Annotated in this window: 17 protein-coding genes; 3 read left to right on the forward strand and 14 right to left on the reverse strand. The window is 61.6% G+C overall.

Features of this window, described 5'->3' with window-relative positions:
• Window positions 1–5: 5 nt before the first annotated feature.
• The 8 genes from AB4Y97_RS07420 to AB4Y97_RS07455 all read right to left on the reverse strand — a co-directional run bounded on the left by AB4Y97_RS07420 (window position 6) and on the right by AB4Y97_RS07455 (window position 8231).
• Window positions 6–1220: an FAD-dependent oxidoreductase gene (locus AB4Y97_RS07420; RefSeq protein ID WP_441998384.1), complete on the reverse strand. Its 1215-nt coding sequence runs from the start codon at window positions 1218–1220 to the stop codon at window positions 6–8.
• A 47-nt stretch (window positions 1221–1267) separates the two neighbouring features.
• A complete protein-coding gene (locus AB4Y97_RS07425) occupies window positions 1268–1564 on the reverse strand; it encodes an SUF system Fe-S cluster assembly protein (RefSeq protein WP_441998469.1) in 297 nt (98 codons plus the stop codon).
• Window positions 1565–1660: 96 nt separating this feature from the next.
• A complete protein-coding gene (locus AB4Y97_RS07430; RefSeq protein ID WP_441998385.1) occupies window positions 1661–2899 on the reverse strand; it encodes a cysteine desulfurase in 1239 nt (412 codons plus the stop codon).
• A gap of 141 nt (window positions 2900–3040) precedes the next feature.
• Complete coding sequence (gene sufD / locus AB4Y97_RS07435; RefSeq protein WP_441998386.1) at window positions 3041–4354, reverse strand: Fe-S cluster assembly protein SufD; 1314 nt, start codon at window positions 4352–4354, stop codon at window positions 3041–3043.
• A gap of 1 nt (window position 4355) precedes the next feature.
• On the reverse strand, window positions 4356–5108 hold the full coding sequence (gene sufC, locus AB4Y97_RS07440) for a Fe-S cluster assembly ATPase SufC (protein ID WP_441998387.1): 753 nt from the start codon (window positions 5106–5108) through the stop codon (window positions 4356–4358).
• Window positions 5109–5119: 11 nt separating this feature from the next.
• Complete coding sequence (locus AB4Y97_RS07445) at window positions 5120–5512, reverse strand: hypothetical protein (RefSeq protein ID WP_441998388.1); 393 nt, start codon at window positions 5510–5512, stop codon at window positions 5120–5122.
• Window positions 5513–5516: 4 nt separating this feature from the next.
• Window positions 5517–6989: a Fe-S cluster assembly protein SufB gene (sufB, locus tag AB4Y97_RS07450; RefSeq protein WP_441998389.1), complete on the reverse strand. Its 1473-nt coding sequence runs from the start codon at window positions 6987–6989 to the stop codon at window positions 5517–5519.
• A 69-nt stretch (window positions 6990–7058) separates the two neighbouring features.
• On the reverse strand, window positions 7059–8231 hold the full coding sequence (locus AB4Y97_RS07455; RefSeq protein WP_441998390.1) for a cysteine desulfurase family protein: 1173 nt from the start codon (window positions 8229–8231) through the stop codon (window positions 7059–7061).
• 228 nt (window positions 8232–8459) lie between these two features.
• On the opposite strand from AB4Y97_RS07455, the gene AB4Y97_RS07460 reads away from it, so the two are divergent.
• Window positions 8460–9116, forward strand: a complete 657-nt coding sequence (locus AB4Y97_RS07460; protein WP_441998391.1) for an alpha/beta hydrolase — start codon at window positions 8460–8462, stop codon at window positions 9114–9116.
• Window positions 9117–9199: 83 nt separating this feature from the next.
• Here AB4Y97_RS07460 and AB4Y97_RS07465 read toward each other — a convergent pair whose 3' ends face one another.
• Window positions 9200–11500, reverse strand: a complete 2301-nt coding sequence (locus AB4Y97_RS07465; RefSeq protein ID WP_441998392.1) for a M10 family metallopeptidase — start codon at window positions 11498–11500, stop codon at window positions 9200–9202.
• Between the two features lie 150 nt (window positions 11501–11650).
• Between AB4Y97_RS07465 and tyrS the strand changes: the two genes are divergently transcribed.
• Window positions 11651–12913 carry a tyrosine--tRNA ligase gene (gene tyrS, locus AB4Y97_RS07470; RefSeq protein ID WP_441998393.1) on the forward strand — a complete coding sequence of 421 codons (1263 nt, stop codon included), beginning with the start codon at window positions 11651–11653 and terminating at the stop codon, window positions 12911–12913.
• 55 nt (window positions 12914–12968) lie between these two features.
• On the opposite strand, the gene AB4Y97_RS07475 is transcribed toward tyrS, so the two are convergent.
• Window positions 12969–16427: a hypothetical protein gene (locus AB4Y97_RS07475; RefSeq protein WP_441998394.1), complete on the reverse strand. Its 3459-nt coding sequence runs from the start codon at window positions 16425–16427 to the stop codon at window positions 12969–12971.
• Between the two features lie 156 nt (window positions 16428–16583).
• Here AB4Y97_RS07475 and AB4Y97_RS07480 point away from each other — a divergent pair, with 156 nt between their 5' ends.
• A complete protein-coding gene (locus AB4Y97_RS07480; protein WP_441998395.1) occupies window positions 16584–17051 on the forward strand; it encodes a peroxiredoxin in 468 nt (155 codons plus the stop codon).
• A gap of 1 nt (window position 17052) precedes the next feature.
• Here AB4Y97_RS07480 and AB4Y97_RS07485 read toward each other — a convergent pair whose 3' ends face one another.
• The 4 genes from AB4Y97_RS07485 to AB4Y97_RS07500 form a co-directional block, all read right to left on the reverse strand.
• Window positions 17053–17715: a hypothetical protein gene (locus AB4Y97_RS07485; protein WP_441998396.1), complete on the reverse strand. Its 663-nt coding sequence runs from the start codon at window positions 17713–17715 to the stop codon at window positions 17053–17055.
• Window positions 17716–17825: 110 nt separating this feature from the next.
• Window positions 17826–18954 (reverse strand): peptide chain release factor 2 gene (gene prfB / locus AB4Y97_RS07490; protein ID WP_441998397.1). Its coding sequence is split into 2 segments (ribosomal slippage): window positions 17826–18884 and window positions 18886–18954, totalling 1128 coding nucleotides; the frame shifts between segments, so codons are not numbered across the junction.
• A 138-nt stretch (window positions 18955–19092) separates the two neighbouring features.
• Window positions 19093–21516, reverse strand: a complete 2424-nt coding sequence (locus AB4Y97_RS07495; protein WP_441998398.1) for a penicillin-binding protein 1A — start codon at window positions 21514–21516, stop codon at window positions 19093–19095.
• 143 nt (window positions 21517–21659) lie between these two features.
• The gene (locus tag AB4Y97_RS07500; RefSeq protein WP_441998399.1) at window positions 21660–22889 is read right to left on the reverse strand and encodes an N-acetylmuramoyl-L-alanine amidase; all 1230 of its coding nucleotides are present in this window, start codon (window positions 22887–22889) and stop codon (window positions 21660–21662) included.
• Window positions 22890–22940 lie beyond the last annotated feature (51 nt).

Raw genomic sequence — 22940 nt, forward strand, 5'->3', positions numbered from 1 at the left:
TTCCTCTACCGTACATGCTCCGGGCGGATTCCCAGGCCGATCAGTCGCGCGGGAATTCGCCTCAGAATGGGCCAGCGATCGATCAGGCGCATGATCCAGGGCGGCTTGATCGCCCCCCCGCTCAGCACATGGCGGATCAGCCGGTTCTGTACCAGAATCTGCAAGCCCTGCATCAGGCGGGTCGGAAGTTCGCGACGCTTCTGAACCTTGGCGAGCTCCTGCTCCCCGACAAGCCCTGAACGGAGCGGCGAGGCGAGGATGTTGGCCGTCGCCACGGCATCCTGGATCGCGAGGTTGATCCCAATTCCCCCGATAGGCGACATGGCGTGCGCCGCATCGCCGATGCAGAGCAGGCCGGGCTTCGACCATTCATTCAGGCGGTCGACGGCAACGGTGAGAAGCTTGATGTCGTCCCAATCCTGCAATTCCGCAACCCTGTCTTTCAGGAAGGGGGCCAGCTCCACGATGATCTCGCGGAAGGATTCGAGGCCTCTTTGCCGGATCTCCTCGAAAGCACCCTTGGGAATGACGAAGGCGCATTGCCAGTAGCTCTCCCGGTCGATCATGACCAGCATCCGCCCGGCCGCGACACGGCCCAAGAGCTGAGCGGGATCGGTGGATTGCCTCGGAAGGCGCATCCAGAGAACGTCCATCGGCGCGCCGAGATCGGTGACGGCAAGCCCCGCCTTCTCGCGGATGATCGAGCGGCGCCCATCGGCCCCGACGACGAGATCGGCCCGCACCTCCAGATCGCCGTCCGGGGCCTTGACCCGAACGCCCGTGATGCGCCGGCCGTCCCGGATCAGATCCGTCGCCTCGGCCTGCATCCTGAGCCTGAAGGTGGGAAACCGCCGGCCCTGCTCGGCCAGGAAGTTCAGGAAGTCCCATTGCGGCATGAGCGCAACGAACTTGCAGTAGGTCGGCATATGCGAGAAATCCGCAAGGGTGAGCAGGGTATCCTCGATCTGGACCCTGACCAGCTGCACCTTCTGGTGCGGCCGTTTCAGGAACTCCTCCAGCAGGCCCAGCTCGTGCATGACCTCGAGAGTCGAGGGATGGATCGTATCCCCGCGAAAATCTCTCAGGAAATCGGCGTGCTTTTCAAGGACCAGAACCTCGACGCCCGCCCGGGCCAGGAGGAAGCCCAGCATCATCCCGGCGGGGCCGCCGCCGACGATGCAGCACCGGACTTGAAGCGTTTCAGAACCTTGCGAATCCATGGCCGGGCCTCCCGACATCCGAATGGATGCCCCTTGGCCCGATACGATTACCACATGTCCAGCGCGACCCGGGCCTCGTCGGACATGCGGCTCTGATCCCACGGCGGATCGAAGACCATGTTGACCTTGACGCTCTGGACGCCCTGGACCGCCGCCACGGCGTTCTCGACCCAGCCGGGCATCTCGCCGGCCACGGGACAGCCCGGGGCCGTCAGGGTCATGTCGATGGCGATGTTGCGGTCGTCGTCGATATCGACCCGGTAGATCAGGCCGAGTTCGTAGATGTCGGACGGAATTTCAGGGTCGTAGACGGTCTTCAGCGCGGCGATAATATCGTCCGTCATACGGTCGAGCTCCTCCGGCGGTATCCCGGCGCTCGGGGATACCTGCGGGGCGTTGGGCGCATCGTTGATCGGGGTCAGGTCGTTCACACGCTATCCTCACGCAAACAGAGCTTCGGCCTTCTGCAAGGCCTCGACCAGTTTATCCACTTCTTCCATCGTATTGTAGAGCCCGAATGACGCGCGGCAGGTCGCAGTCGTGCCGAAGCGCTCCAGGAGAGGCATCGCGCAATGAGTTCCGGCCCGGACAGCCACCCCCTGGCGGTCGATGACCGTGGCGATATCATGGGCATGGGCGCCCTTCATGTCGAAGGCGATGATGGCTCCCTTGCCCTTGGCGCGCCCGTAGATACGCACGGAATTCATGGCGCCGAGCCGCTGATGGGCATAGTCCGACAGGGCCTTTTCATGGGCCCGGATGTTCTCGCGGCCAAGCTCCATCATGAAGCGCAAGGCCGCATCCAGCCCGACAGCCTCGATGATCGCGGGCGTCCCCGCCTCGAACCGATGCGGCGGATCATTATAGGTGACCGTATCGACGTGAACCTCGCGGATCATCTCGCCGCCGCCCTGGTAGGGAGGCATCCGGGCGAGAAGCTCCTTCTTGCCGTAGAGAACGCCGATGCCGGTCGGGCCATAGACCTTGTGGCCGGTCAGGACATAAAAATCCGCGTCGAGGTCGCGCACGTCCACATCGAGGTGAACCGCGCCCTGCGCCCCGTCCACCAGCACCGGCACTCCGTGGGCGTGGGCGATGCGGATGATGTCCTTCATCGGCGTCACCGTGCCGAGCACATTCGACATATGGGTGATGGCAACGATCTTGGTGCGCGGTGAGAGCAGCTTCTCGAACTCATCGAGCAGGAAATTGCCCTCGTCGTCCACGGGCGCCCATTTGATGACTGCCCCTTTTCGCTCGCGCAGGAAATGCCAGGGCACGATGTTGGAATGGTGCTCCATGATGGAGAGGATGATCTCGTCCCCCTCCCCGATGGCCATGCGCCCGAAGGAATCCGCTACGAGATTGTAGGCCTCGGTCGCCGACTTGGTGAAGATGATCTCGTCCACGGACTCGGCGTTCAGGAAGGTCCGTACGGTTTCCCGCGCCCGCTCGAACGACTCGGTCGCCGCATTCGCCATGAAATGCAGTCCGCGATGGACGTTGGAATAAGCGGTCTCCATGGTGTTGACCATAGCGTCGATGACGGCGCGCGGCTTCTGGGCCGAGGCCGCATTGTCGAGATAGACGAGCGGCTTGCCATAGACCTGGCTCGACAGGATCGGGAACTGGGCCCGGATCGCCTCGACGTCATAGGGAGCTGCAAAAGGGGCGTTCATGATGCCTCAACCTCACCGCTTCCCTCCCCCTTGTGGGGAGGGCTCAGGGTGGGGTGCAAGCGCTTCGCTGGAACCAGTGCTGCGCCGGCACCCCACCCGACGCTTTCAGCGTCGACCTCCCCATAATGGGGAGGTGAAAAATCAGGCCCTCGCCTTCAGCCATCCCTCGACGATTGCGACGAGCGCATCATGCGCATCCTCGTTCTCGACGAACTCGATCGCCTCGCCGAGGAATGCCTGAACCAGAAGCCTTTCGGCCTCCTTCTTCGGCAATCCGCGGGCCATGAGGTAGAACAGGAGATCCTCGTCGAGCTGGCCGCAGGTCGCCCCGTGGGCGCACTGGACATCGTCCGCGAAGATTTCGAGTTCCGGCTTGTTGTTCATCGTGCCGCCCTCCGCGAGGAGGAGCGCCGCCGACATCATGCGCCCATCGGTCTTCTGGGCATGATGGGGGACGATGATCTTGCCCTGGAAAACGCCCGTTGCCTCGTCGTCGATGACGGTCTTGAACAGCTCGCGGCTTTCGCAATGGGGAGCCGCATGTTCGACCATGAGGGTCGAATCCGCGTGTTGGCGACCCTTGATCATGGTCGCGCCGTTGATCTGCGCCTTCGAGTTCTCGCCGTCGAGAACGGCGAAGACCTGATGGCGCGATGTGGCGGCGCCCGCCACGACGTTGATGCCGTTGAACTGCGCTTCCGCGCCCATCTTCAACGCAAGGGTCGAAAGAGCGAGCACCCGGTCGCCTTCCGCATTGAGGCGGACATGGTGGATGTTGGTCCGGTCGCCGGCGATCAGCTCGATCACGTCGTTGGGCTGGTGGCCAGCACCGTTCGTGCTCTCATGGCTTTCGAGAAGCGTGACCGAGGCTCCATCTTCCACGAGCACGAGCACACGGGTTGCCGTGGCGACGGCCGAGGAGCTGGCGGTGACGAAATGCAGATGAATCGGCGTTTCGACCGGGCCGACAATGCGCAGCATCACCCCATCCGCCATGAAGGACGAATTGAGCTGGTAAATCGGATTGTCCGCCGCCCACGGCACCGGGCTCAGATGGGCCAGCCATTCATGACCGTTGGCCAAGGCCTCCGCCAGCGGCACGATCTCGACGCCTTCTGGCAGGTTCTCGAAGCTCACCGCCTCGCGCACGAAATGCCCGTTCACGAAAGGCACCTGAAGAGCCGAGACGCCGGATAGCGCCTTGGCGTTCTTCAACGCCGCCTTTGCCTCTTCAGTGGAGGGCTTGGTCACGAAAGGGGCCGCCTCGCGCATGAGGGCGCGCAGATCGGTGTACTTGAACTCCTCGACGCGCCGATGCGGCAGGCCGTTCCGGTTGAAAAGTTCGAAGGCCTTCGCACGCGATTCCGCATCGCCCGGAAGCACCGTCCTGGCTTCCTCGAAAGCTTGAACCAGCCCGGTTTCGGCGGGCGTCTTCATGAGTTTGACCTCGGCCATGTCAGGCGGCCTCGCTTTCCCGGTAATCGGCATAGCCGTTCGCCTCGAGCTCGAGCGCCAGCTCCTTGCCGCCGGACTTCACGATGCGGCCGGCCGACATCACGTGCACCGAGTCAGGCACGATGTAGTTCAGAAGGCGCTGATAGTGGGTGATGACGAGGAAGGAGCGATCCGGCGAGCGAAGCGCGTTCACGCCCTCGGAAACGATGCGCAGCGCATCGATGTCGAGGCCGGAATCAGTCTCGTCGAGAATGCAGAAGGAGGGCTCCAGCAGCGCCATCTGCAGGATTTCCATGCGCTTCTTCTCACCACCGGAGAAGCCGACATTGAGGGCGCGCTTGAGCATGTCCTTGGGAATTTCGAGCTTCGTGGCCGCCGCGTTGACCCGCTTGATGAAGTCGGGCGTGGTCAGCTCGTCCTGGCCGCGGGCCTTGCGCTGGGCGTTGATGGCGGCCTTGAGGAAGGTCATCGAGGCGACGCCGGGGATCTCCAGCGGGTACTGGAAGGCGAGAAACACGCCCGCCGCGGCGCGCTGATCAGGCTCCATTTCGAGCAGGTTCTGGCCGTCGAGCAGGATCTCGCCGTCGAGGACTTCATAGTCCTCCTTGCCGGCGATCACGTAGGACAGGGTCGACTTGCCGGAGCCGTTCGGCCCCATGATGGCCGCCACCTCGCCGTTGTTCACGGTGAGATTGAGCCCGTTGAGAATGCGCTTGTCCTCGATCTGGACCACGAGGTTTTTGATTTCGAGCATTTTAGAAGTCCTTACAGATCGGCCAGAGCAACGTGATCCACGTTCAAGGGCTCCAGTCCGTTTTTCTTTGCGTACTCGTCCGCTTTTTTAAGGTCTTTTAGAGCGTCGAGAATTCCACGTCGAACAATAGGCAAATAGCTGTGATCTGTGTCGTTGAAGCCAAAGCCGGCCCGGCGTGAGTCAGCCTCAGACTGCACTTTTTTGTAGAAGAACATGGGATGATTAGCGCCAAATTCATAATCCTTCCCAATCGAGGCGAATTCGACATCCCCATTGTGTGAGAAGATGATCCGATCGCCAGTGCAATACGCCGAGACCTTGTACTTCTCGAACATGCCATTCAGCGCCTTGAGCTCGCTTGTCATCAGGCGAAACCGCGCCGTTCCGACAAGGAGTTCACGCATCTGATTACCCTACCGAGCCTTCAAGCGAGATCGAAATGAGCTTCTGAGCCTCGACCGCGAACTCCATGGGGAGTTTCTGCAGCACGTCCTTCACGAAGCCGTTGACGATAAGCGCCGTCGCCTCCTCCTGGGAGAGACCGCGCTGCTGGCAATAGAACATCTGATCTTCGGAGATCTTGGATGTCGTTGCCTCGTGCTCGAACACGGCGGTGGCGTTCTTCGACTCGATGTAGGGCACCGTATGCGCGCCGCACTGGTTGCCGATGAGGAGCGAATCGCAGTTCGTGAAGTTGCGTGCACCCGACGCCTTGCGATGCGCCGAAACCAGTCCGCGATAGGTGTTCTCGGACTTGCCCGCCGCGATGCCCTTCGAGATGATCCGGCTTGTCGTGTTCTTGCCCAGATGGATCATCTTGGTGCCGGAATCGACCTGCTGCATGCCGTTCGACACGGCAATCGAGTAAAACTCGCCGCGCGAGTTGTCGCCGCGCAGGATGCAGGACGGGTATTTCCAGGTGATCGCCGAACCCGTCTCAACCTGGGTCCAGGTGATGACCGAGTTCTTGCCCCGGCAATCGCCGCGCTTGGTCACGAAGTTGTAGATGCCGCCCCGTCCCTCGGAATCGCCAGGATACCAGTTCTGGACGGTCGAATACTTGATCTCGGCATCGTCGAGCGCGATCAGCTCGACCACCGCCGCGTGAAGCTGGTTCTCGTCGCGCTTGGGGGCCGTGCAGCCTTCCAGATACGAGACGTAGGAGCCCTTGTCGGCAATGATGAGGGTGCGCTCGAACTGGCCGGTATTCTTCTCGTTGATGCGGAAATAGGTCGACAGCTCCATCGGGCAGCGGACGCCCGGGGGGATGTAGACGAACGAACCGTCCGTGAAGACGGCCGAGTTCAGGGTCGCGAAGAAATTGTCTGTCACCGGCACGACCGAGCCGAGATACTGGCGCACGAGGTCCGGATATTCGCGGATCGCCTCGGAAATCGGCATGAAGATCACGCCGGCCTTCTTCAGCTCTTCCTTGAAGGTCGTGGCGACCGACACGGAGTCGAACACCGCATCCACGGCCACCCGACGCTCCGGCTCGACGCCGGCCAGGATCTCCTGCTCGCGCAGCGGAATGCCGAGCTTCTCGTAGGTCTTGAGAATCTCAGGGTCCACCTCGTCGAGGGACTTCGGCGCCGGATTGTTCTTCGGCGCGGCGTAGTAATAAATGTCGTTGTAGTCGATCTTGTCGTACGACACGCGCGCCCAGTTCGGCTCCTTCATGGTGAGCCAGCGCTTATAGGCATCGAGACGCCACTGGAGCATCCACTCGGGCTCGCCTTTCTTGGCCGAGATGAAGCGGATCACATCCTCGGAGAGGCCCTTGGGAGCCTTTTCCATTTCGACTTCCGTCTCGAAGCCGTATTTGTATTGGTCGACGTCGATCAACCGGACTTGGTCGATCGTCTCCTGCACAGCAGGCATCTGTCTCTCCCACCGCTCACGGCTTCAAGGGCCGCGGGTTGATGACATGGAAATACGAGCGTGGCTTATCTAAGCCGCGTTCGCCTTCCGCTTATATAGGGTGCCGACCACCTTTTCGCACGCTTCCGCAAAGCGGATCACGTCCTCTTTTGCAGTCTTCCACCCCAAACTGACACGCAGAACGCCTTCCGCCAGGGCCGGTTCGACCCCCATGGCATCCAGCACATGCGACCGCTTGACCTTGCCGGACGAGCAGGCCGAGCCTGACGAAAGGGCAACCCCCGCCAGATCGAAGGCGATCAGCGCGGTTTCGGCCTTCAGACCCCGTATGGCAAAAGCGAAGGTGTTCGGCAACCGTTGAGCTTCAGCGGAGACGATGACCGCATCCGGAGCGATCCGGCGCAGATGCGCCTCCGCCTCGTCCCGCAATGCCTCCACCCGGGCCGCTTCCTCTGCCATGGTGGCCAACGCGATCTCGGCTGCCGCACCGAAACCTGCGATCGCGGCCACGTTCTCGGTGCCGGCCCTATAACCCTTCTCCTGCCCGCCGCCCCGGATCAGCCGGTCGGCAATCTCGAGCTGGTCGGAGGCCAGGACGACCGCGCCAATCCCCTTCGGGCCGCCGATCTTGTGGGCCGAAAGCGTCAGCACGTCGATGCCGAGCTGGGCCATGTCGATGGCGAGCTTCCCAGCGGCCTGGACGGCATCCGTGTGGACCAAGCCGCCCCGCTCGTGGACGAGGCGGGCAATCTCGGCCACCGGCTGGAGGACGCCGGTCTCGTTATTGGCAAGCTGGACGGAGACCAGGATCCGTTCCTCACCGACCAGTTCCAGGCGGCTCTTGAGCCAGGCCAGGTCAATAGTGCCGTCGGCATCGACCGGCACGATCTCGACCGCCTCGACGGGAAAACGGTGGCCGTTAAGGACACAGGGGTGCTCGGTCGCTCCAACCAGGAGCCTCGACGGGCCCGATTCTCCGAGGCGGCGCAGGGAGGGGCTCAGCACCATATTGGATGCCTCGGTTCCGCCGCTGGTGAAGATGACGTTCTTCGCCTTGGCGCCGACGAGCCGGGCCACCTTGTCCCGGGCTTTTTCAATCTCCGCCCGTGCGGCCCGCCCTTCGGCATGAACGGAGGAGGCATTTCCAGGGAGTTCGAGGGCACGCGCCACGACATCCGCAACCTCGGGCCGCAGCGGCGAAGTCGCGTTATAATCGAGGTAAATACGCCTGTCCGATGCCATGCCGCCTGCCGCGCCTCACGAAATCCTTGCAATTGCCCCTGGTTGCTATGCTAAAGCACCACAACCACATCATCTCAGGTCCTGCCTGAACGGCTTTTGCCTCAGGCGGTCCGCAGGAAAGACACTTTAGAATAATTCTAAAGACTTTTACAGAAATCCAAGGCCTGAAGTCAAGGCCACAAGGCTTTCCCTCTCCTGAACGAGAGGTTGATCAAGAGGTTCACATTTATGCCTGAGGTCGTCTTTACAGGTCCCGCCGGTCGCATCGAAGGGCGCTACCAGCAAGCCAAGCAAAAAGGGGCCCCGATCGCCATCGTGCTGCATCCGCACCCGCAATTCGGCGGCACGATGAACAACCAGATCGTCTATAACCTATACTACGACTTCCTGAACCGCGGCTTTTCGGTCCTGCGCTTCAATTTCCGCGGCGTCGGCCGCAGCCAGGGCGCTTTCGATCACGGCCAGGGCGAGCTGTCGGATGCCGCCGCCGCCCTCGACTGGGCCCAGGCCATGAACCCGGACGCCCGCGCCTGCTGGATCGCCGGCGTGTCCTTCGGCGCCTGGATCGGCATGCAGCTCCTGATGCGCCGTCCGGAAGTCGAAGGTTTCATTTCCATTGCCGCTATGGCCAACCGCTACGATTTCTCGTTCTTGGCCCCCTGCCCGTCCTCCGGCCTGTTCGTGCACGGCTCCGAGGACCGCGTCGCCCCGGTGAAGGACGTGGTCAGCGTGATCGAGAAGGTCAAAACCCAGAAGGGGGTGAAGCTCGAGCACGCGGTCGTCGAAGGCGCCAACCACTTCTTCGACGGCAAGGTCGACGAGCTGATGCTGTCCGTCGATGATTATCTGAACAAGCGCCTCGGGACGGCTGAAGCAGCGGCATAATACGCGGCTTCGAAAGACTTCAAATAGCAAAAGGGCGGATCGCTAAGACCCGCCCTTTTGCATTAAAGCCTGAACCCGAATGATCAGATCAGGATAAAGTTCTTGCTGGTCAAATCCAGACCTGCCGCCAGAACGGCAAACTTAATCTGCGCAGCACCACCTAATCCATCCGCATCATAGGAGAGATCGCCCGTCGCCTTATTGTAGACGATCTGCGCACCCCATGCATTCGCACTCGATCCTGTGGCGAGTGAAACCGATGCGCCAAATCCGCCAAAGATGCCACGGCTCAGCTCGATCGTATCCTCTGCAACATTGAAGAAGATAATTTGATCGACATTGGTGGTCGCATTCAGAGCCGAATTGAAGGTGAAGATATCACGACCGGCCTCTCCGATAAGAGTGTCATTGCCCACACCGCCATTGATACGATCGTCGCCAGTACCGCCGTAGATGGTATCGTTACCGGCACCTCCTTCAAGGTAATCGCTGCCATCTTCTCCTGCGAGGAAGTCGTTACCGTCCTCGCCATAGAGACGGTCCTGACCTGCCCCGCCCCATAGAGTGTCCTGATCCGTCCCGCCGAACAGTTTGTCGTCACCATCATGGCCCATCAGCAGATCATTGCCTTGGTCACCAACAAGAGTATCGTTACCACCCTCGCCATAGAGCACGTCATTGCCGGTCTCGCCATAGAGGGTGTCGTTGCCCGCGCCGCCCCACATGCTGTCCTGGTCGGTGCCGCCGAACATCAGGTCGTCGCCGTTGCCGGCCTGCATGAAGTCGTTGCCGCCATCGCCCGCGAGGAAGTCGTTGCCATCCTCGCCGTAGAGGGTGTCGTTGCCCGCGCCGCCCCACAGCGTGTCGTGATCGGTGCCGCCATAGAGCGTATCATTGCCGTTGCCGCCGTTCAGGGAGTCGTTGCCCTGGTCGCCCGCGACGAAGTCGTTGCCGTCCTCGCCGGAGAGCGTGTCGTTGCCCATGCCGCCCCACAGCGTGTCCTGGTCGGTGCCGCCGAACATCACATCGTTGCCGTTGCCGCCGTGCAGATTATCGTTGCCGCTGTCGCCCGCGAGGAAGTCATTGCCGTCCTCGCCATAGAGAGTATCGTTGCCCGCACCGCCCCACAGCGTGTCATGCTCGGTCCCGCCGTTGAGCGTGTCATGACCGTTGCCGCCGCTCAGGTAATCGTTGCCGCCATTGCCTGAGAGCATGTTGTTGGCGTCGTTACCGACAATCCTGTCATTACCTGATCCCGCGATGGCATTCTCGATCAGCGAACGCGTATCACCGTGGTATTGCAGAGCGTTATAGACATTGCCGTTGGGTCTGCCATCAACGTTCCCTGACAACTGAGCTACAGAGAGCATTGAGAAGCCGCCAGGTGCAAGATCGATACTGAGATTGCTGGAATAGCTTGACAGGTCGTACGTGTCGTTGCCGCCGCCGTCCCAGACCGTCAGAAGAATCTGGGTTCCAAAAACCTTACCTTGGCTGACACCATTGACGAATGTCTCACCGCTGTTCGGATTCCATTTGTAGGTCGTGTTACCGTTATTCGTTGTAAAATCAGCGCCGTACATCTCCTGCAACGCAGCGATGTCGTACATCATAAAGGTCTGAGGTCGGCTCGTCTGGTTGTAAGACATGACCGAGTATTCAGTCTTATCATGAGCGGCACTCATCTTCGGGAGGTATCCGCCCGAGTCGTGTGTATGCTTCAACCCTAGAGTATGGCCAAGCTCATGTAGGAGGGTCGTATAATAGCCATTACCTGAAATCGCAGTGTTTCTATCTGCCGAATCAATCCAAGTATCGCCGCCATAGACAGGAACACCTGGATAATAGCCATGGGAACGGTTAATAAGATTATCCCCAGGTTCATAGGCGCTAATCTTAACATTAGCGTCATTACGGCCAGCATAAACAAAGTCAGCGTTCGTGAATGACTCCAAAGAAGTCAAATTCATTCCGCCGCCCGAGCCTTCGAAAATACTGAAGTACGCTGACTGCGCATCATAGGGGAGAGGCCTGTAGCCTGATGCGCTTGGATTAATAGCTTCATAGTCTGACCGCGAATCAGGGAAGCTATAGGTAATCGCATTCGAAGCCCACTGCGATCCCGAAAGAACTGCTAGAACATCACTATCGACATTTGTCGGTACATAAAACTTAGCACCGGAAATCGTCACATTAGGCAGACCCGTCGCCGCCGCGGAAAAAATACCCAGCGGAACGCCTGATATGTTTTCGTTAACCCAGTTATATGGCGAGGAAAAGAAAGAGGACAGATTTGTTGATGTAGAGGATATCCAAGAGGAAGCTGACGAAACTGTGGACGAAACCCATTGCTCCAACGAAGTGACAGTGAGAGGGAAACTCATAGCAGGCCACCTTTCGGATGTGATAACATTTCGTAAACTAAAGGCCAAGGTTCAAGAGTCAAGAGACCAAACGCTCTAGTAGCGGGGATGGAATCCCCCTTAGAAGCTGCTAGGAGACCTCAACTAATTGGTAGAGAGACGAGAGCCGCGATGAACGCGCCACGATCGGAGTTCCTAAAAGTCCTGACGGAACGGGGCTTTATCCACCAAACGTCCGATTTCGAGGGCGTCGATACCGCTGCGCGCGAGGGTCGCCTCACGACTTATGTGGGTTACGATTGCACCGGCCCGTCACTCCATGTCGGACATCTTCTGTCGATCATGATGCTGCACTGGCTCCAGAAAACCGGGGCCGGCAAGCCGATCACCCTCATGGGGGGCGGCACGACCCGCGTCGGCGATCCTTCCGGCAAGGACGAGAGCCGGAAGCTGCTGACGCCGGAGCAGATCGAGCAGAACAAGGAAAGCCTCAAAGGCGTGTTCTCACGTCTGATCACCTTCGGCGACGGCCAGCGCGATGCGATCATGGTCGACAACGCGGAATGGCTGACCAAGCTGAACTACATCGATTTCCTGCGGGATGTCGGGCGCCATTTCTCCGTCAACCGGATGCTGTCCTTCGACAGCGTGAAGCTGCGCCTCGAGCGCGAGCACGAACTGTCCTTCCTGGAATTCAACTACATGATCCTCCAGGCCTACGACTTCGTGGAGCTTCACAAACGCTACGGATGCGTCCTCCAGATGGGCGGCTCCGATCAATGGGGCAACATCGTCAACGGCATCGATCTCGGTCGCCGTCTCGGCACGGCACAGCTCTTCGCGATCACATGCCCGCTTCTGACGACCGCCTCCGGCGCGAAGATGGGTAAGACGGCCTCCGGAGCCGTGTGGCTCAACGCCGATATGCTGAGCCCCTACGATTACTGGCAGTTCTGGCGCAACACCGAGGACGCGGATGTCGGCCGGTTCCTGAAACTGTTCACGACGCTGCCTCTGGAGGAGGTCGCCCGGCTCGAAGCGCTTCAGGGCGCCGAGATCAACGAGGCGAAGAAGGTGCTCGCCACCGAGGCCACAGCCCTCATCCATGGCCGCGAAGCTGCCGAACTGGCCGCCGAGACGGCGCGCAAGACCTTCGAGCAAGGCGCCCTCGCCGAGACCTTGCCGACAATCGAGATTCCCTCGGCTTCGCTAGAAGAAGGGCTCGGCATCCTGGTGGCCTTCGGCCCCGATTACGCCAAGCTCGTGCCTTCCACCAGCGAGGCGCGCCGGCAGGTGAAGAGCGGCGGGCTCAAGGTCAACGACCAGACCGTCACTGACGAGCGGGGGGTTCTGAGCCTCTCGGACATGACGGCCGAAGGGGTCATCAAGCTGTCCTTCGGCAAGAAGAAGCACGTTCTCCTGCGCGCCATCTGACGAGGCGTTTGCCGCATTTTCCGCAGATCTCCGGCTCTGCGGAAAATGCTCCCGATCAACGCTCTGGAGTCGCGGGCAGTTCGCCAGCCTGCGCCCCGCTTCCAACGCCGAAGAGCTTGCGCAGGAATCCTGGCGCGACAGCGGAAAGCGGATTGACGGTCAGGGTCGGCGCGTCGCTGGGGCCCGCAACCCGAAAATTGACCGCGAAAAGTCCCTCATATTGCCCGCCTCCGAGGAGCGGACCGAAGAGCGGCACCTGCGCGAAGGCATTGTTGAGGCCGAAGGCCGGAACGAAAGTCCCGGCGATATCCATGCGCTCGCGGGCATTGTCGATATAGCCTCCGAGCGTGAACCCGACCTGACTTCCGAAGATCGCGGCATCCTTGAAATCGAGACGGCCGGCCGACCGCGTGAAATCGACCCGTGCCTTCGTGAAGGTCACCTCGTTCACGTCCACCCTGACCGCCTGGGCGTTTCCGGCCCGATCCAGACCGGCAACGACCTGGGACTGCGTCGGGATGATCCGCCGCAGGGCCGGCTCGTTCCTCACGGCGAAATCACGCAACGTCAGTACGCCGCCCTGCGGACCGTCTCCGGTAGCCATCTGGAGAATGAGATTCCCGCCAGCCATCCGCTTGTAGATGTCGAGGAAGCGCAGGAGCGAACCTGCATCTTCCGCCTGGAGGAGGATGGTCGGACCTACGCCGGCCTGTGCAACGGTCCTCGCGACGATATCGGTCGCGCCGAGCCGTCCCTTCATCTCCAAATGACGGATATTCTCCTTGCGCATGGAGGCCTTGATGGCGGCATTGGTGATCGCCTCATTGTTGTAACCGGTCAGGATGTTGAGCGCGAGATCGAGGTCGAAATCCTTCACGTCCCGCTGAGCGGACGCATTGCGCCCGGCAGGCGCGGGCGAGGAGCCGATCGCTTTCGTAAATGGACGCGCATCGCCGACATTGCCGCGGATCACGACCTTGTAGGCGCCGTTGGTCCGCTCGACCTGAGCGCGCATATCGTCGCCTGGCGAGATCTTGAAGGTGGTGAGATCCGCCTTGTCGAGTCCGCCCTCGCTCGTGAGCGTCGCCGTTCCGCGCAGCTGGACGGAGCCCGCATCGAGCTGCAAATCGCGGATTTCGGTCGATGCCCCTTCGATCATCACGAAGGAAAGCTTGCCCGGGCGCCCTGTCGGCTTGGTCCAGCCCGGAATGAGTTGATCCACTCCCATCTTGGTAAGGTCGGCTTCGAGCCGGATGCCGGGCTTCGCCGAGGTTCCAAGGGGAACCGTCGCCTTCAGGGGCAACGTCCCTGTCAGTTGCGAGCCAAAAGACAGGCCGCGCTTGGCCCGCGCCGCCTCGTCGAGACTGAAGGCGACATTAGCTTCGCCTTCTTGCGGCGTTTTATGAACATCGATGGAGGCGGCACTCCCGCCCATCCTGCCGTCGCCTTTGATGGACAGGTTGCCCCGATCATATGTGATGGCGAGATTGGCGTTCTCCAGCCGGTCCTTGCCGAAGAGCTTGTCGATGCTGAAGTCGCTCACCGTCCCGCCGACCGTGAGCGGAAGGTCGGCGAAGGCGGGGACATTGTTCACGGCGAGATCGATCCCGACGCGCAGATCCGTTTTGCCCTTCATCGTGGCAGGATCGACGTCGAACCCCGCGATTTCATGGACCAGCGGCTCCTGCAGCAAGGCTCCCAGGCCATCGGCGGCCCCAGCGAGGCGGAAATCGATCTTCGCCAAGGCATTGTCTGCCCAGTAATCGTCGAGGACGAAAGTTCCGTCGGAGGCGTTCAGGCTGCGCTCGCCCGCCATATCGACCCGGCCCGTTGGGGCGCGAATGAGGACCTTCTTGCCCGTTACGTGGCCGGAAACCGCCATGCGGGAAACTGGAGGAAGCCCTTTGGCTGCCCTCAGGATGCCATCGGATATGGCGAATTCGATATTCAGGGAGCCATCCGGGACCGGACCGCCGGAGACGGCCTTGACGATATCCTCGCCGTTCATTCCGACCTTGAGGGCAATCGCATCCAGCATGCCCGCCTTGAGGTTGGAAATGAGGAATTTGCGAACAGGCGGCGCTACGGCTTCCGGCCATATGCGGAGAGCGGAGCGCACGTCGGTCTTCTTTGCGCGGACATCCAGCTTGAGGCCATGCGGATCCGCCGAGGCGCCCAGGATACCGCTGATCTCGGCGGAGAGATCGGGCCCCTGAAGCACGATGGACTTGATCGAAACCCCATCCGGCCCGGCAAGCTCGGCCTTGAAGTCGCTGACCCGGACGGGCCTGTCGCTTTCGGCGGCGCCGGACAGAAGCAAATCCTTGCCGCCGAGCGAGAGATGCCAACCATCCGTTCCGGCGGCGGTGAGCAGCCGTCCCTGGAGGCGGACTTGATTGCCGCCGCCCTTCAGCGCGAGATTCGAAAGATCGAGGGCCTGGTCGTTCTCGTCCCAAGCAGCTTCGATCATGGCCCGCTCGACCACGAGAGGCGAGGTGTCCTTGTCGTCGATCTGGACGATGCCGGCATTGCTGTCGAGCCGCGCCTTCAGCTCCGTCACGCGCCCATTGGCATAGGCCGCATCGACGCGGCCGGAAAACTCGAGATCGGTCGTCGCCGGGAGCGCAGAAAGACCGGTAAGCAGCAGGATATCCTGGATGGGGGCATTGTCGGCGACAACGGCGGCACGATAGCCGCCATCGCTCTCCACATTCGCGTCGCCGCTCAGCTGCCAGCCTCCCTGCGGCCCCTCGAGAGTCGCCGCGAAATGACGCCCGCCCGTCTCAGTCCAATCGAAGGTAGCATCGAACCGGTCGATCGTGCCCCGCTGGCGCCCTGTGGCATCGACGAAAGCGAGGCGCGCATTCGTGACCTGGGCCTTGTCGATGGAGCTCAGAATACTTTTCGGCCCCAGCACCAGATCGAACAGTGATCCGACGGCCCCCGAAACTGGAGAGCTGCCCGGAGTAGCCTGCGGCAAGGAAGCCACCACTTGCTGCGAGGGGCTCGCCGGAGCAGGTGCAACGGCCTCGCCCCCTTCCCCATTCGGTACGGAAGCGAAGGTCAGCGAACCGTCCCGGTTGACGAGGACACGCAATTGCAGATCGCGCAACTCGATCGACTTGGGCTGAAGGTTGGCGGTGAGCAGGGACAGACCATCGACGCTGACCGTGGCGGAGGGGGCACGTAAAACGAGGGCGCCGTCCGGCGCCCTGATGTCGAGCCCATTTGCCATCAATGCCGGTGACCCGCCCCGTAGCTCGATGGCCGTGTTGCGCAACGTCACGGTCCAGCCCGGCCCGATGCGGGAGGCTAGCGCCTCGGCGACCCGCTCCGGAAGCCGTCCGAAGCTCAACGGCCCGGCCGACAGGCGCATGTACAGAATGCCGAACGCGATGCCGAGGAAGAGGATGAGGCCAAGCTTCAGATACAGAGCTCCACGGAGCACACGCTGCAAGGCGCTGCGCTTCGCCGGATAGCGCCGGATCGATCTGGTGCGAAAAAATGGCTTCATACTTATTTCGTCAGGCAATCGGCTCTTGAAGTATCGTCGAGAGAGAGGAATCAGATGGGGGACCTTAACTCTCTTGCACGCGCGCCGCGACCATCTCTTTCAGGTGATCGCGCAAGCGTCTCCAAACATCACATTCCGCCGAAAGGAAGGCGAGCGATGACGATAGCCCCCGGAGCCCAAGCCCCATCATTCTCCCTGCCTGCGACCGATGGCCGGCAACTCACCCTTGATGGTCTCAATGGCCGGAAGGTCGTGCTCTATTTCTATCCGAAGGACGATACCAGCGGCTGCACGCTGGAAGCCCAGAATTTCCAGGCGTTGCGGCAGGATTTCGCGGCAGCGGACACGGAGATCGTCGGCGTTTCTCCCGATTCCCTGAAGAGCCACGACAAGTTCCGCACCAAATACGGCCTCGACTTCACCCTCGCCTCGGACGAGGCCAAGACCATGCTCGAAGCCTATGGGGTCTGGGTGGAGAAAAGCATGTATGGCCGCAAATACATGGGCGTCGAGCGCACCACTGTGCTAATCGGCCGCGACGGCAAGATCGTCCGCATCTGGTCCAAGGTGAAGGTCCCCGGCCACGCGGAGGAGGTGCTGGCCGCGACAAAAGCCCTGGATTGAATTAGTTCGGCGAAGCCTCGAGCCAAGCCGACAATCTCTCCACGATGGTCTTCATGGCTTCGACCGAGGTGGCCACGTCTCCGGGTTTCTCGAGCCCATGGTCGAGATCGGGCAACAGAACGATCTCGACGCCTCTGTCGCGCGCCGCCTGAAGATGCCCTTCATCGTAGAGATAGTCGGCGGTTCCGATGAGCAGGATCGACCGCTGGGGACAGCGCGCCATGCCTTCCGGAACACCCGGCGTCTTGAAGCCGGGCGTCAGCCAGACGAGATCGGACTTCGCCAAACGAGGCTCATCCGGAATCGTGAAGGCCATCGCCGCCGTTCCTGCCGACTTGCCGACAATCGTGAAATGCTCATAGCCATCGAGGGCGAGCGCTACCTGCAATGCCGCCTGCGTATCCGCCTTGATCCAACCGAGCTTCTCTTCGCGAGGAGCAGCGAGAAAGTCGGGCATGAGATCGTAAGCGTAGTCGACAGTGAGAACGTCGTGCCCGTGCGCCAGAAGGAGCTGGCGACAGTAATAGAGCGCGGGCATCGTGTTGCGATAACCGAAGCCCGGAAACAGGATCGCCAGCCTTCGAGCTTGATCGTCACGGCGCGTCAGAGCATTGGGAAGGGCAAGGCCGCGATAGCCTGCGATCGCAAGGGTGCTTTGTTTCATCGTCTGATCCCGGTGAAGGGCTCGCTTTTCATAACCGATCACCAGGCTCTAGCTTTTTGGAAGAAAGCATTTTCTTTCGCAGAGTCGGAGGCACTTTTGCGGAAAAGGCTCTAATCTATATCCTCGACCTCGGCCCCGCCGCCATAGACGCGCTGCGCGAGCGAGGCTTCCATGAAGGGGTCGAGATCACCGTCCAGCACGTCCTGCGGGCTCGTCGATTGCGCGCCGGTGCGCAGGTCCTTCACCATCTGGTAGGGCTGCAGCACGTAGGAGCGGATCTGGTGGCCCCAGCCGATATCGGTCTTGGCGGCAGCCTCCGCATTGGCCTTTTCCTCGCGCTTCTTCAGTTCCGCCTCATAGAGGCGAGCGCGGAGCATGTTCCAGGCGGTGGCCCGGTTCTTGTGCTGGGAGCGCTCCTGCTGACAGGCCACGACGATGCCGCTCGGGATGTGGGTGATGCGTACCGCCGAGTCGGTGGTGTTCACGTGCTGGCCGCCCGCGCCCGAGGAGCGGAACGTATCGATGCGGCAATCCGATTCCTTGACCTCGATATTGATGCGGTCGTCCACCACCGGATAGACCCAGACCGAGGCGAAGCTGGTATGACGGCGAGCGTTCGAGTCATAGGGCGAGATGCGGACCAGCCGGTGCACGCCCGACTCGGTCTTGAGCCAGCCATAGGCGTTGTGGCCCTTGATCAGGAGCGTGGCGCTCTTGATGCCTGCCTCTTCGCCGTCCGTGATTTCCAAAAGCTCGACCTTGTATTTCCGGCGATCCGCCCAGCGCGCATACATGCGCTGGAGCATGGAGGCCCAGTCCTGGCTCTCGGTGCCGCCGGCACCGGAATGCACTTCGATATAGGTATCGTTGCTGTCGGCTTCGCCGGACAGAAGCGTCTCGACCTGGCGGCGTGCGGCCTCGGCCTGAAGGGCGCGGATCGTCTCCTCGCCTTCCTTCACCGTTGCCTCGTCACCCTCGGCATCGCCGAGCTCGATCAGGGTGACGGCATCGTCGAGTTCCTGCTCCAGGCGCTTGATGGCCGCGATCTGATCTTCCAGGGATGTCCGCTCGCGCATGATTTTCTGCGCGGCCTCGGCATCGTTCCAGAGGTTCGGGTCTTCGGCGTTGGCGTTCAGTTCTGCGAGGCGTCGCTGGGCATTGTCCCAGTCAAAGATGCCTCCTCAGCAGCCCGACTGACTGCTTGGTCTCATCTACGAGATGTTCGATTTCGGCGCGCATTTTTCGTTTGAAGTCCGTGCCATGAGTGTTTGCGGCGTCTTAAGGGCAGCACCGCAATGTGTAAAGGAACTCTTCGGGAAGCGGTTGTTTTCCGCTCCGCTGTTTTTCGAAGAGTTCCTTATGTGGTGTTTCAGAGGCTCAGTACAATCCGCCGATGCCGGCGCCGACAGCGCGCCGCGCTTCCGGTGGAGCCTCGGCCTGAAATCCATCGACATCGACCGGAACATAGGTTTCCGGCGGACCGGTGCCCGGCTTGAACGCCTCGACGATGACGCCCCCGCCCTCGCCCGGACCAGCACGCGTGCCTGTCGAAGCGTTGACGCGGATCAGCTTGATACCGGCCGGGACACGGAACGGAGTCGCCGGCTTGTCCTTGAGCGCCATCTGCATGAAATCGCGGAAGACCGGCGCTGCATATTGGCCCGCAGTGGCGGCGTTTCCGAGCGATTGCGGCTTGTCGTAGCCGAGGAAGACGCCGACAGCGAGGTCGGGCGAGAAGCCGACGAACCACACGTCCTTGGCATCGTTGGTCGTTCCGGTCTTACCGGCAAGCGGCTTGCCGACGACCTTGACGCTCTGCGCCGTACCGCGCTGCACGACACCTTCCAGGATCGAGGTCATCTGGTAGGCCGTCAGCGGGTCGAGCACCTGCTCCCTGCTATCTGTCAACTTGGGCGCCGCGCTGCCATCCCATTGGGCGGCATCGCAGCCGATGCACTTGCGGTCGTCATGCCGGTAGATCGTGCGGCCGTTCCGGTCCTGGATGCGGTCGATCAGGGTCGGCTTGATGCGGCGTCCGCCATTGGCGAACATCGAATAGGCCGCCGTCATGCGCATGACCGTCGTCTCGCCTGCCCCGAGGGACATGGAGAGCAGCGGCAGCATGTCGTCGTAGACCCCGAAGCGGCGGGCATATTCCGCGACGGCCGGCATGCCGATCTCATTCGCCAGCCGGACCGTCATCAGATTCTTGGAGTGCTCGATACCATAGCGCAGGGTGCGCAGACCGGCCGACTTGCCGTCATAGTTCGACGGAGCCCAGGCCGCTTGGCCCGGTCCCATATCGAGAACGAAGGGCGCATCCAGGATCTGGCTCGACGGCGTATAACCCTTGTCCAGGGCGGTCGAGTAGACGATGGGCTTGAACGACGAGCCCGGCTGGCGCATGGCTTGGCTGGCCCGGTTGAACTCGCTCTGGTCGAAGGAGAACCCGCCGACCATGGCGTGAACGCGGCCCGTATAGGGGTCCATGGCCACGATCGCACCCGAAATCTCCGGAATCTGGCGCAGACGGAACTGGTCGTCCTTGCCCTCCATCGGCTCGACATAGACCACATCGCCGGGAGAGAGCGCCTTATCGACGGTGCGGCGCGTCCATTTCACGCCGTCGGCGGTGATGAAACCGGTCTCGCGATCCCGTGCAACCTGTCCGGAAGCCTCTTTCTTGGGCTGGAGGCCAATTCGAGCCCTGCCGCCTGAGACATCGAGAACCACGGCCATGCGCCAGGGCTGCACGTCGCCGAGCGACGGCACCTCGGCCAAGGCCAGACCCCATTCGCGACCGGCGAGATCGATCTTCTGCTGAGCGCCGCGCCACCCGCGGGCCTGGTCGAAGCGCACTAGGCCGTCGACGAGTGCCTTGCGGGCCATGGCCTGCATCTGCGGATCGAGGGTCGCGCGGATAAGAAGACCACCCTCGTAAAGCTTTTGCTCGCCATAGCGCTCGGCGATATCGCGGCGAACGCCCTCGGCGAAATAGCCTGAGGCGATGCTGTTGGGCGAGATGACGCGCGGATTGACGTTGAGCGGCTCCTTCTTCGCCGCATCCCCGGCCTCGCGCTTGATGTAGCCGTTATCGACCATGCGATCGATTACCCAGTTGCGGCGATCGAGGGCGGCCTGGCGCTGTCGGAAGGGATGATAATTGTTAGGCGCCTTCGGCAACGCCGCCATATAGGCCACTTCGGCGATGCTGAGTTCGTGCACCGACTTGCCGAAATAGTTCAGGGCGGCGGCGGCGATGCCGTAATTCCCGAGGCCGAGATAGATCTCGTTGAGATAGAGCTCGAGGATCTTGTCCTTCGAGAAGGTCGATTCCATCCGCAGGGCGATCAGAGCCTCACGGATCTTGCGCTCGTAGGTACGCTCGTTGTTGAGAAGGAAGTTCTTCGCGACCTGCTGCGTGATCGTCGAGGCGCCCTGCTCGCGCTTTCCCCCCGAGCGGAAATTGGCGACGATGGCGCGCACGATGCCCTCGGGATCGATGCCCGCATGCTTGTAGAAATTCTTGTCCTCGGCGGAGAGGAATCCCCCGATCACAAGCTTCGGAACCGCTTGGATCGGCACGTAAAGACGCCGCTCGCGGGCATATTCCGCGATCAGGCTGCCATCCGCCGCGTGGACACGCGTCATCACCGGCGGCTCGTAATTGGCAAGTTGGGCGTGATCCGGCAGATCCTTCGAGAACATCCAGTAGCCATAGGCCAAGCCCGCGGCACCGATCAGGAAGAAGATCGCCCCGATGCTGAAAAGAAAGCCGAAGAATCGTAGGACGAAGCGCATCCGAAAGTATTCCGTTCCCGGCGCCCATGGCGCCCATAAACCCGATCTGCAACGCTGCCCCTCGTCCCGGGCAGCCGAGGCGTCAGCCTCCCTGCCCTGTTAACTGAGGAATCGCGCCCCCGCCATCGGTATCCACACCGTTTCTATGGTAAAACTGCGGCAGCCCCCTGCCGGACGAGCCTCGTCGCGAAAAAGCGATCAATCGCAACGGACATCGCCGTGATCGCCTTGCCGCGCCATTCGTCCGACATCAGCAGGTCGAGATCCTGCTTGCTCGAAAGATAGCCCAGTTCCACCAGGACCGAAGGCACGTCATAGGCCCTCAGCACTCGGAAACCCGCCTCGCGACGGGGGTTCTTGTTCAGCCGCGCCACCGAATCGAGCTCCCCGACGAGGCGGGTCGCGAAACGATGGGAGAAGCTCCGCGTCTCCCGCAAAGTCAGGTCTTGCAGGATATCCATGACCTCATCAGGTCCGTCGGCCGAATCGATGCCGGCCACGGCGTCGGCCTTGTTTTCACGATCGGCGAGCTGGGCCGAGTCGGCGTCCGATGCCCTTTCCGATCCGGTATAGACCGTCAGTCCCCGGACTTCCTGGCCGCCGGAAATCGAATCCGCATGGATCGAGATGAAGAGATCCGCATGGGCGGCCCTGGCGGCGCGCACCCGGTCGCCGAGGGAGATGAACGCATCCTGGTCCCGGGTCATGACCACCCTGTACTGGCCTTGCGCTTCCAGCCTCTTCTTCAGGAGCTGCGCGAAGGACAGGACGATCTCCTTCTCGAAGGCGCCGGTCAGCGCATTGGCACCGGGATCGACGCCGCCATGGCCGGGATCGAGCACGATCACGGGGCGCTTGTCCGTTGCGGCCTCGGCGACAGCCCGCCCGGAGGCCGCCTTGCCGGTTTCGGCAGCACTCTCGGCGGCCGCCTTCCGGAATTCCTCACGGTCGACCCGGGTCAGCTCGATGACGAGAATGGCGGCTCCGCTGAGTGCGCTCGGCTCGGTCCGGATCGCCGACACGACAGCCGGTTGCGCCAGATCCATCACGACCCGCGAACGCCCGGGGGCAAAAAGACCATAGCGGTAGGAAGCGATCAGCCCTTCGCGCTTGCGTCCGATATTGGCGGGCAGATGAAAGGCGACTTCCGGCAGATCGACGATGAGGCGGTCCGGGCGCTCCATCAGGCGAGTCTGTACGGTGACCTTCTCGGACAACGTGACCTTGAACCGGGTTTGGGACCCTTCGACCTCGACAGCGACATCCGCCGCGACGACCGTTTTGTTTCCCTGACCGGCGCCTGCGGCGGCCCATGCCTCAGCGGATCCGGCAACGGCGAGCGCTGCCAGAAGCCAGAAGCAAACATGGCGCATGAAGCGCGTCATAGGCATTCCGCTCGCCGGTTGGTTTTATGCGCCCCTCAC

The organism is Microvirga sp. 2TAF3 (assembly GCF_052114965.1).
Classification (GTDB): domain Bacteria; phylum Pseudomonadota; class Alphaproteobacteria; order Rhizobiales; family Beijerinckiaceae; genus Microvirga.

Bases quoted from the DNA above. Each gene is read 5' to 3' on its own strand.
- AB4Y97_RS07420 (WP_441998384.1), bottom strand. From the start codon at position 1,220: ATGGATTCGCAAGGTTCTGAAACGCTTCAAGTCCGGTGCTGCATCGTC.
- AB4Y97_RS07425 (WP_441998469.1), bottom strand. From the start codon at position 1,564: ATGACGGACGATATTATCGCCGCGCTGAAGACCGTCTACGACCCTGAA.
- AB4Y97_RS07430 (WP_441998385.1), bottom strand. From the start codon at position 2,899: ATGAACGCCCCTTTTGCAGCTCCCTATGACGTCGAGGCGATCCGGGCC.
- sufD (WP_441998386.1), bottom strand. From the start codon at position 4,354: ATGGCCGAGGTCAAACTCATGAAGACGCCCGCCGAAACCGGGCTGGTT.
- sufC (WP_441998387.1), bottom strand. From the start codon at position 5,108: ATGCTCGAAATCAAAAACCTCGTGGTCCAGATCGAGGACAAGCGCATT.
- AB4Y97_RS07445 (WP_441998388.1), bottom strand. From the start codon at position 5,512: ATGCGTGAACTCCTTGTCGGAACGGCGCGGTTTCGCCTGATGACAAGC.
- sufB (WP_441998389.1), bottom strand. From the start codon at position 6,989: ATGCCTGCTGTGCAGGAGACGATCGACCAAGTCCGGTTGATCGACGTC.
- AB4Y97_RS07455 (WP_441998390.1), bottom strand. From the start codon at position 8,231: ATGGCATCGGACAGGCGTATTTACCTCGATTATAACGCGACTTCGCCG.
- AB4Y97_RS07460 (WP_441998391.1), top strand. From the start codon at position 8,460: ATGCCTGAGGTCGTCTTTACAGGTCCCGCCGGTCGCATCGAAGGGCGC.
- AB4Y97_RS07465 (WP_441998392.1), bottom strand. From the start codon at position 11,500: ATGAGTTTCCCTCTCACTGTCACTTCGTTGGAGCAATGGGTTTCGTCC.
- tyrS (WP_441998393.1), top strand. From the start codon at position 11,651: ATGAACGCGCCACGATCGGAGTTCCTAAAAGTCCTGACGGAACGGGGC.
- AB4Y97_RS07475 (WP_441998394.1), bottom strand. From the start codon at position 16,427: ATGAAGCCATTTTTTCGCACCAGATCGATCCGGCGCTATCCGGCGAAG.
- AB4Y97_RS07480 (WP_441998395.1), top strand. From the start codon at position 16,584: ATGACGATAGCCCCCGGAGCCCAAGCCCCATCATTCTCCCTGCCTGCG.
- AB4Y97_RS07485 (WP_441998396.1), bottom strand. From the start codon at position 17,715: ATGAAACAAAGCACCCTTGCGATCGCAGGCTATCGCGGCCTTGCCCTT.
- AB4Y97_RS07495 (WP_441998398.1), bottom strand. From the start codon at position 21,516: ATGCGCTTCGTCCTACGATTCTTCGGCTTTCTTTTCAGCATCGGGGCG.
- AB4Y97_RS07500 (WP_441998399.1), bottom strand. From the start codon at position 22,889: ATGCGCCATGTTTGCTTCTGGCTTCTGGCAGCGCTCGCCGTTGCCGGA.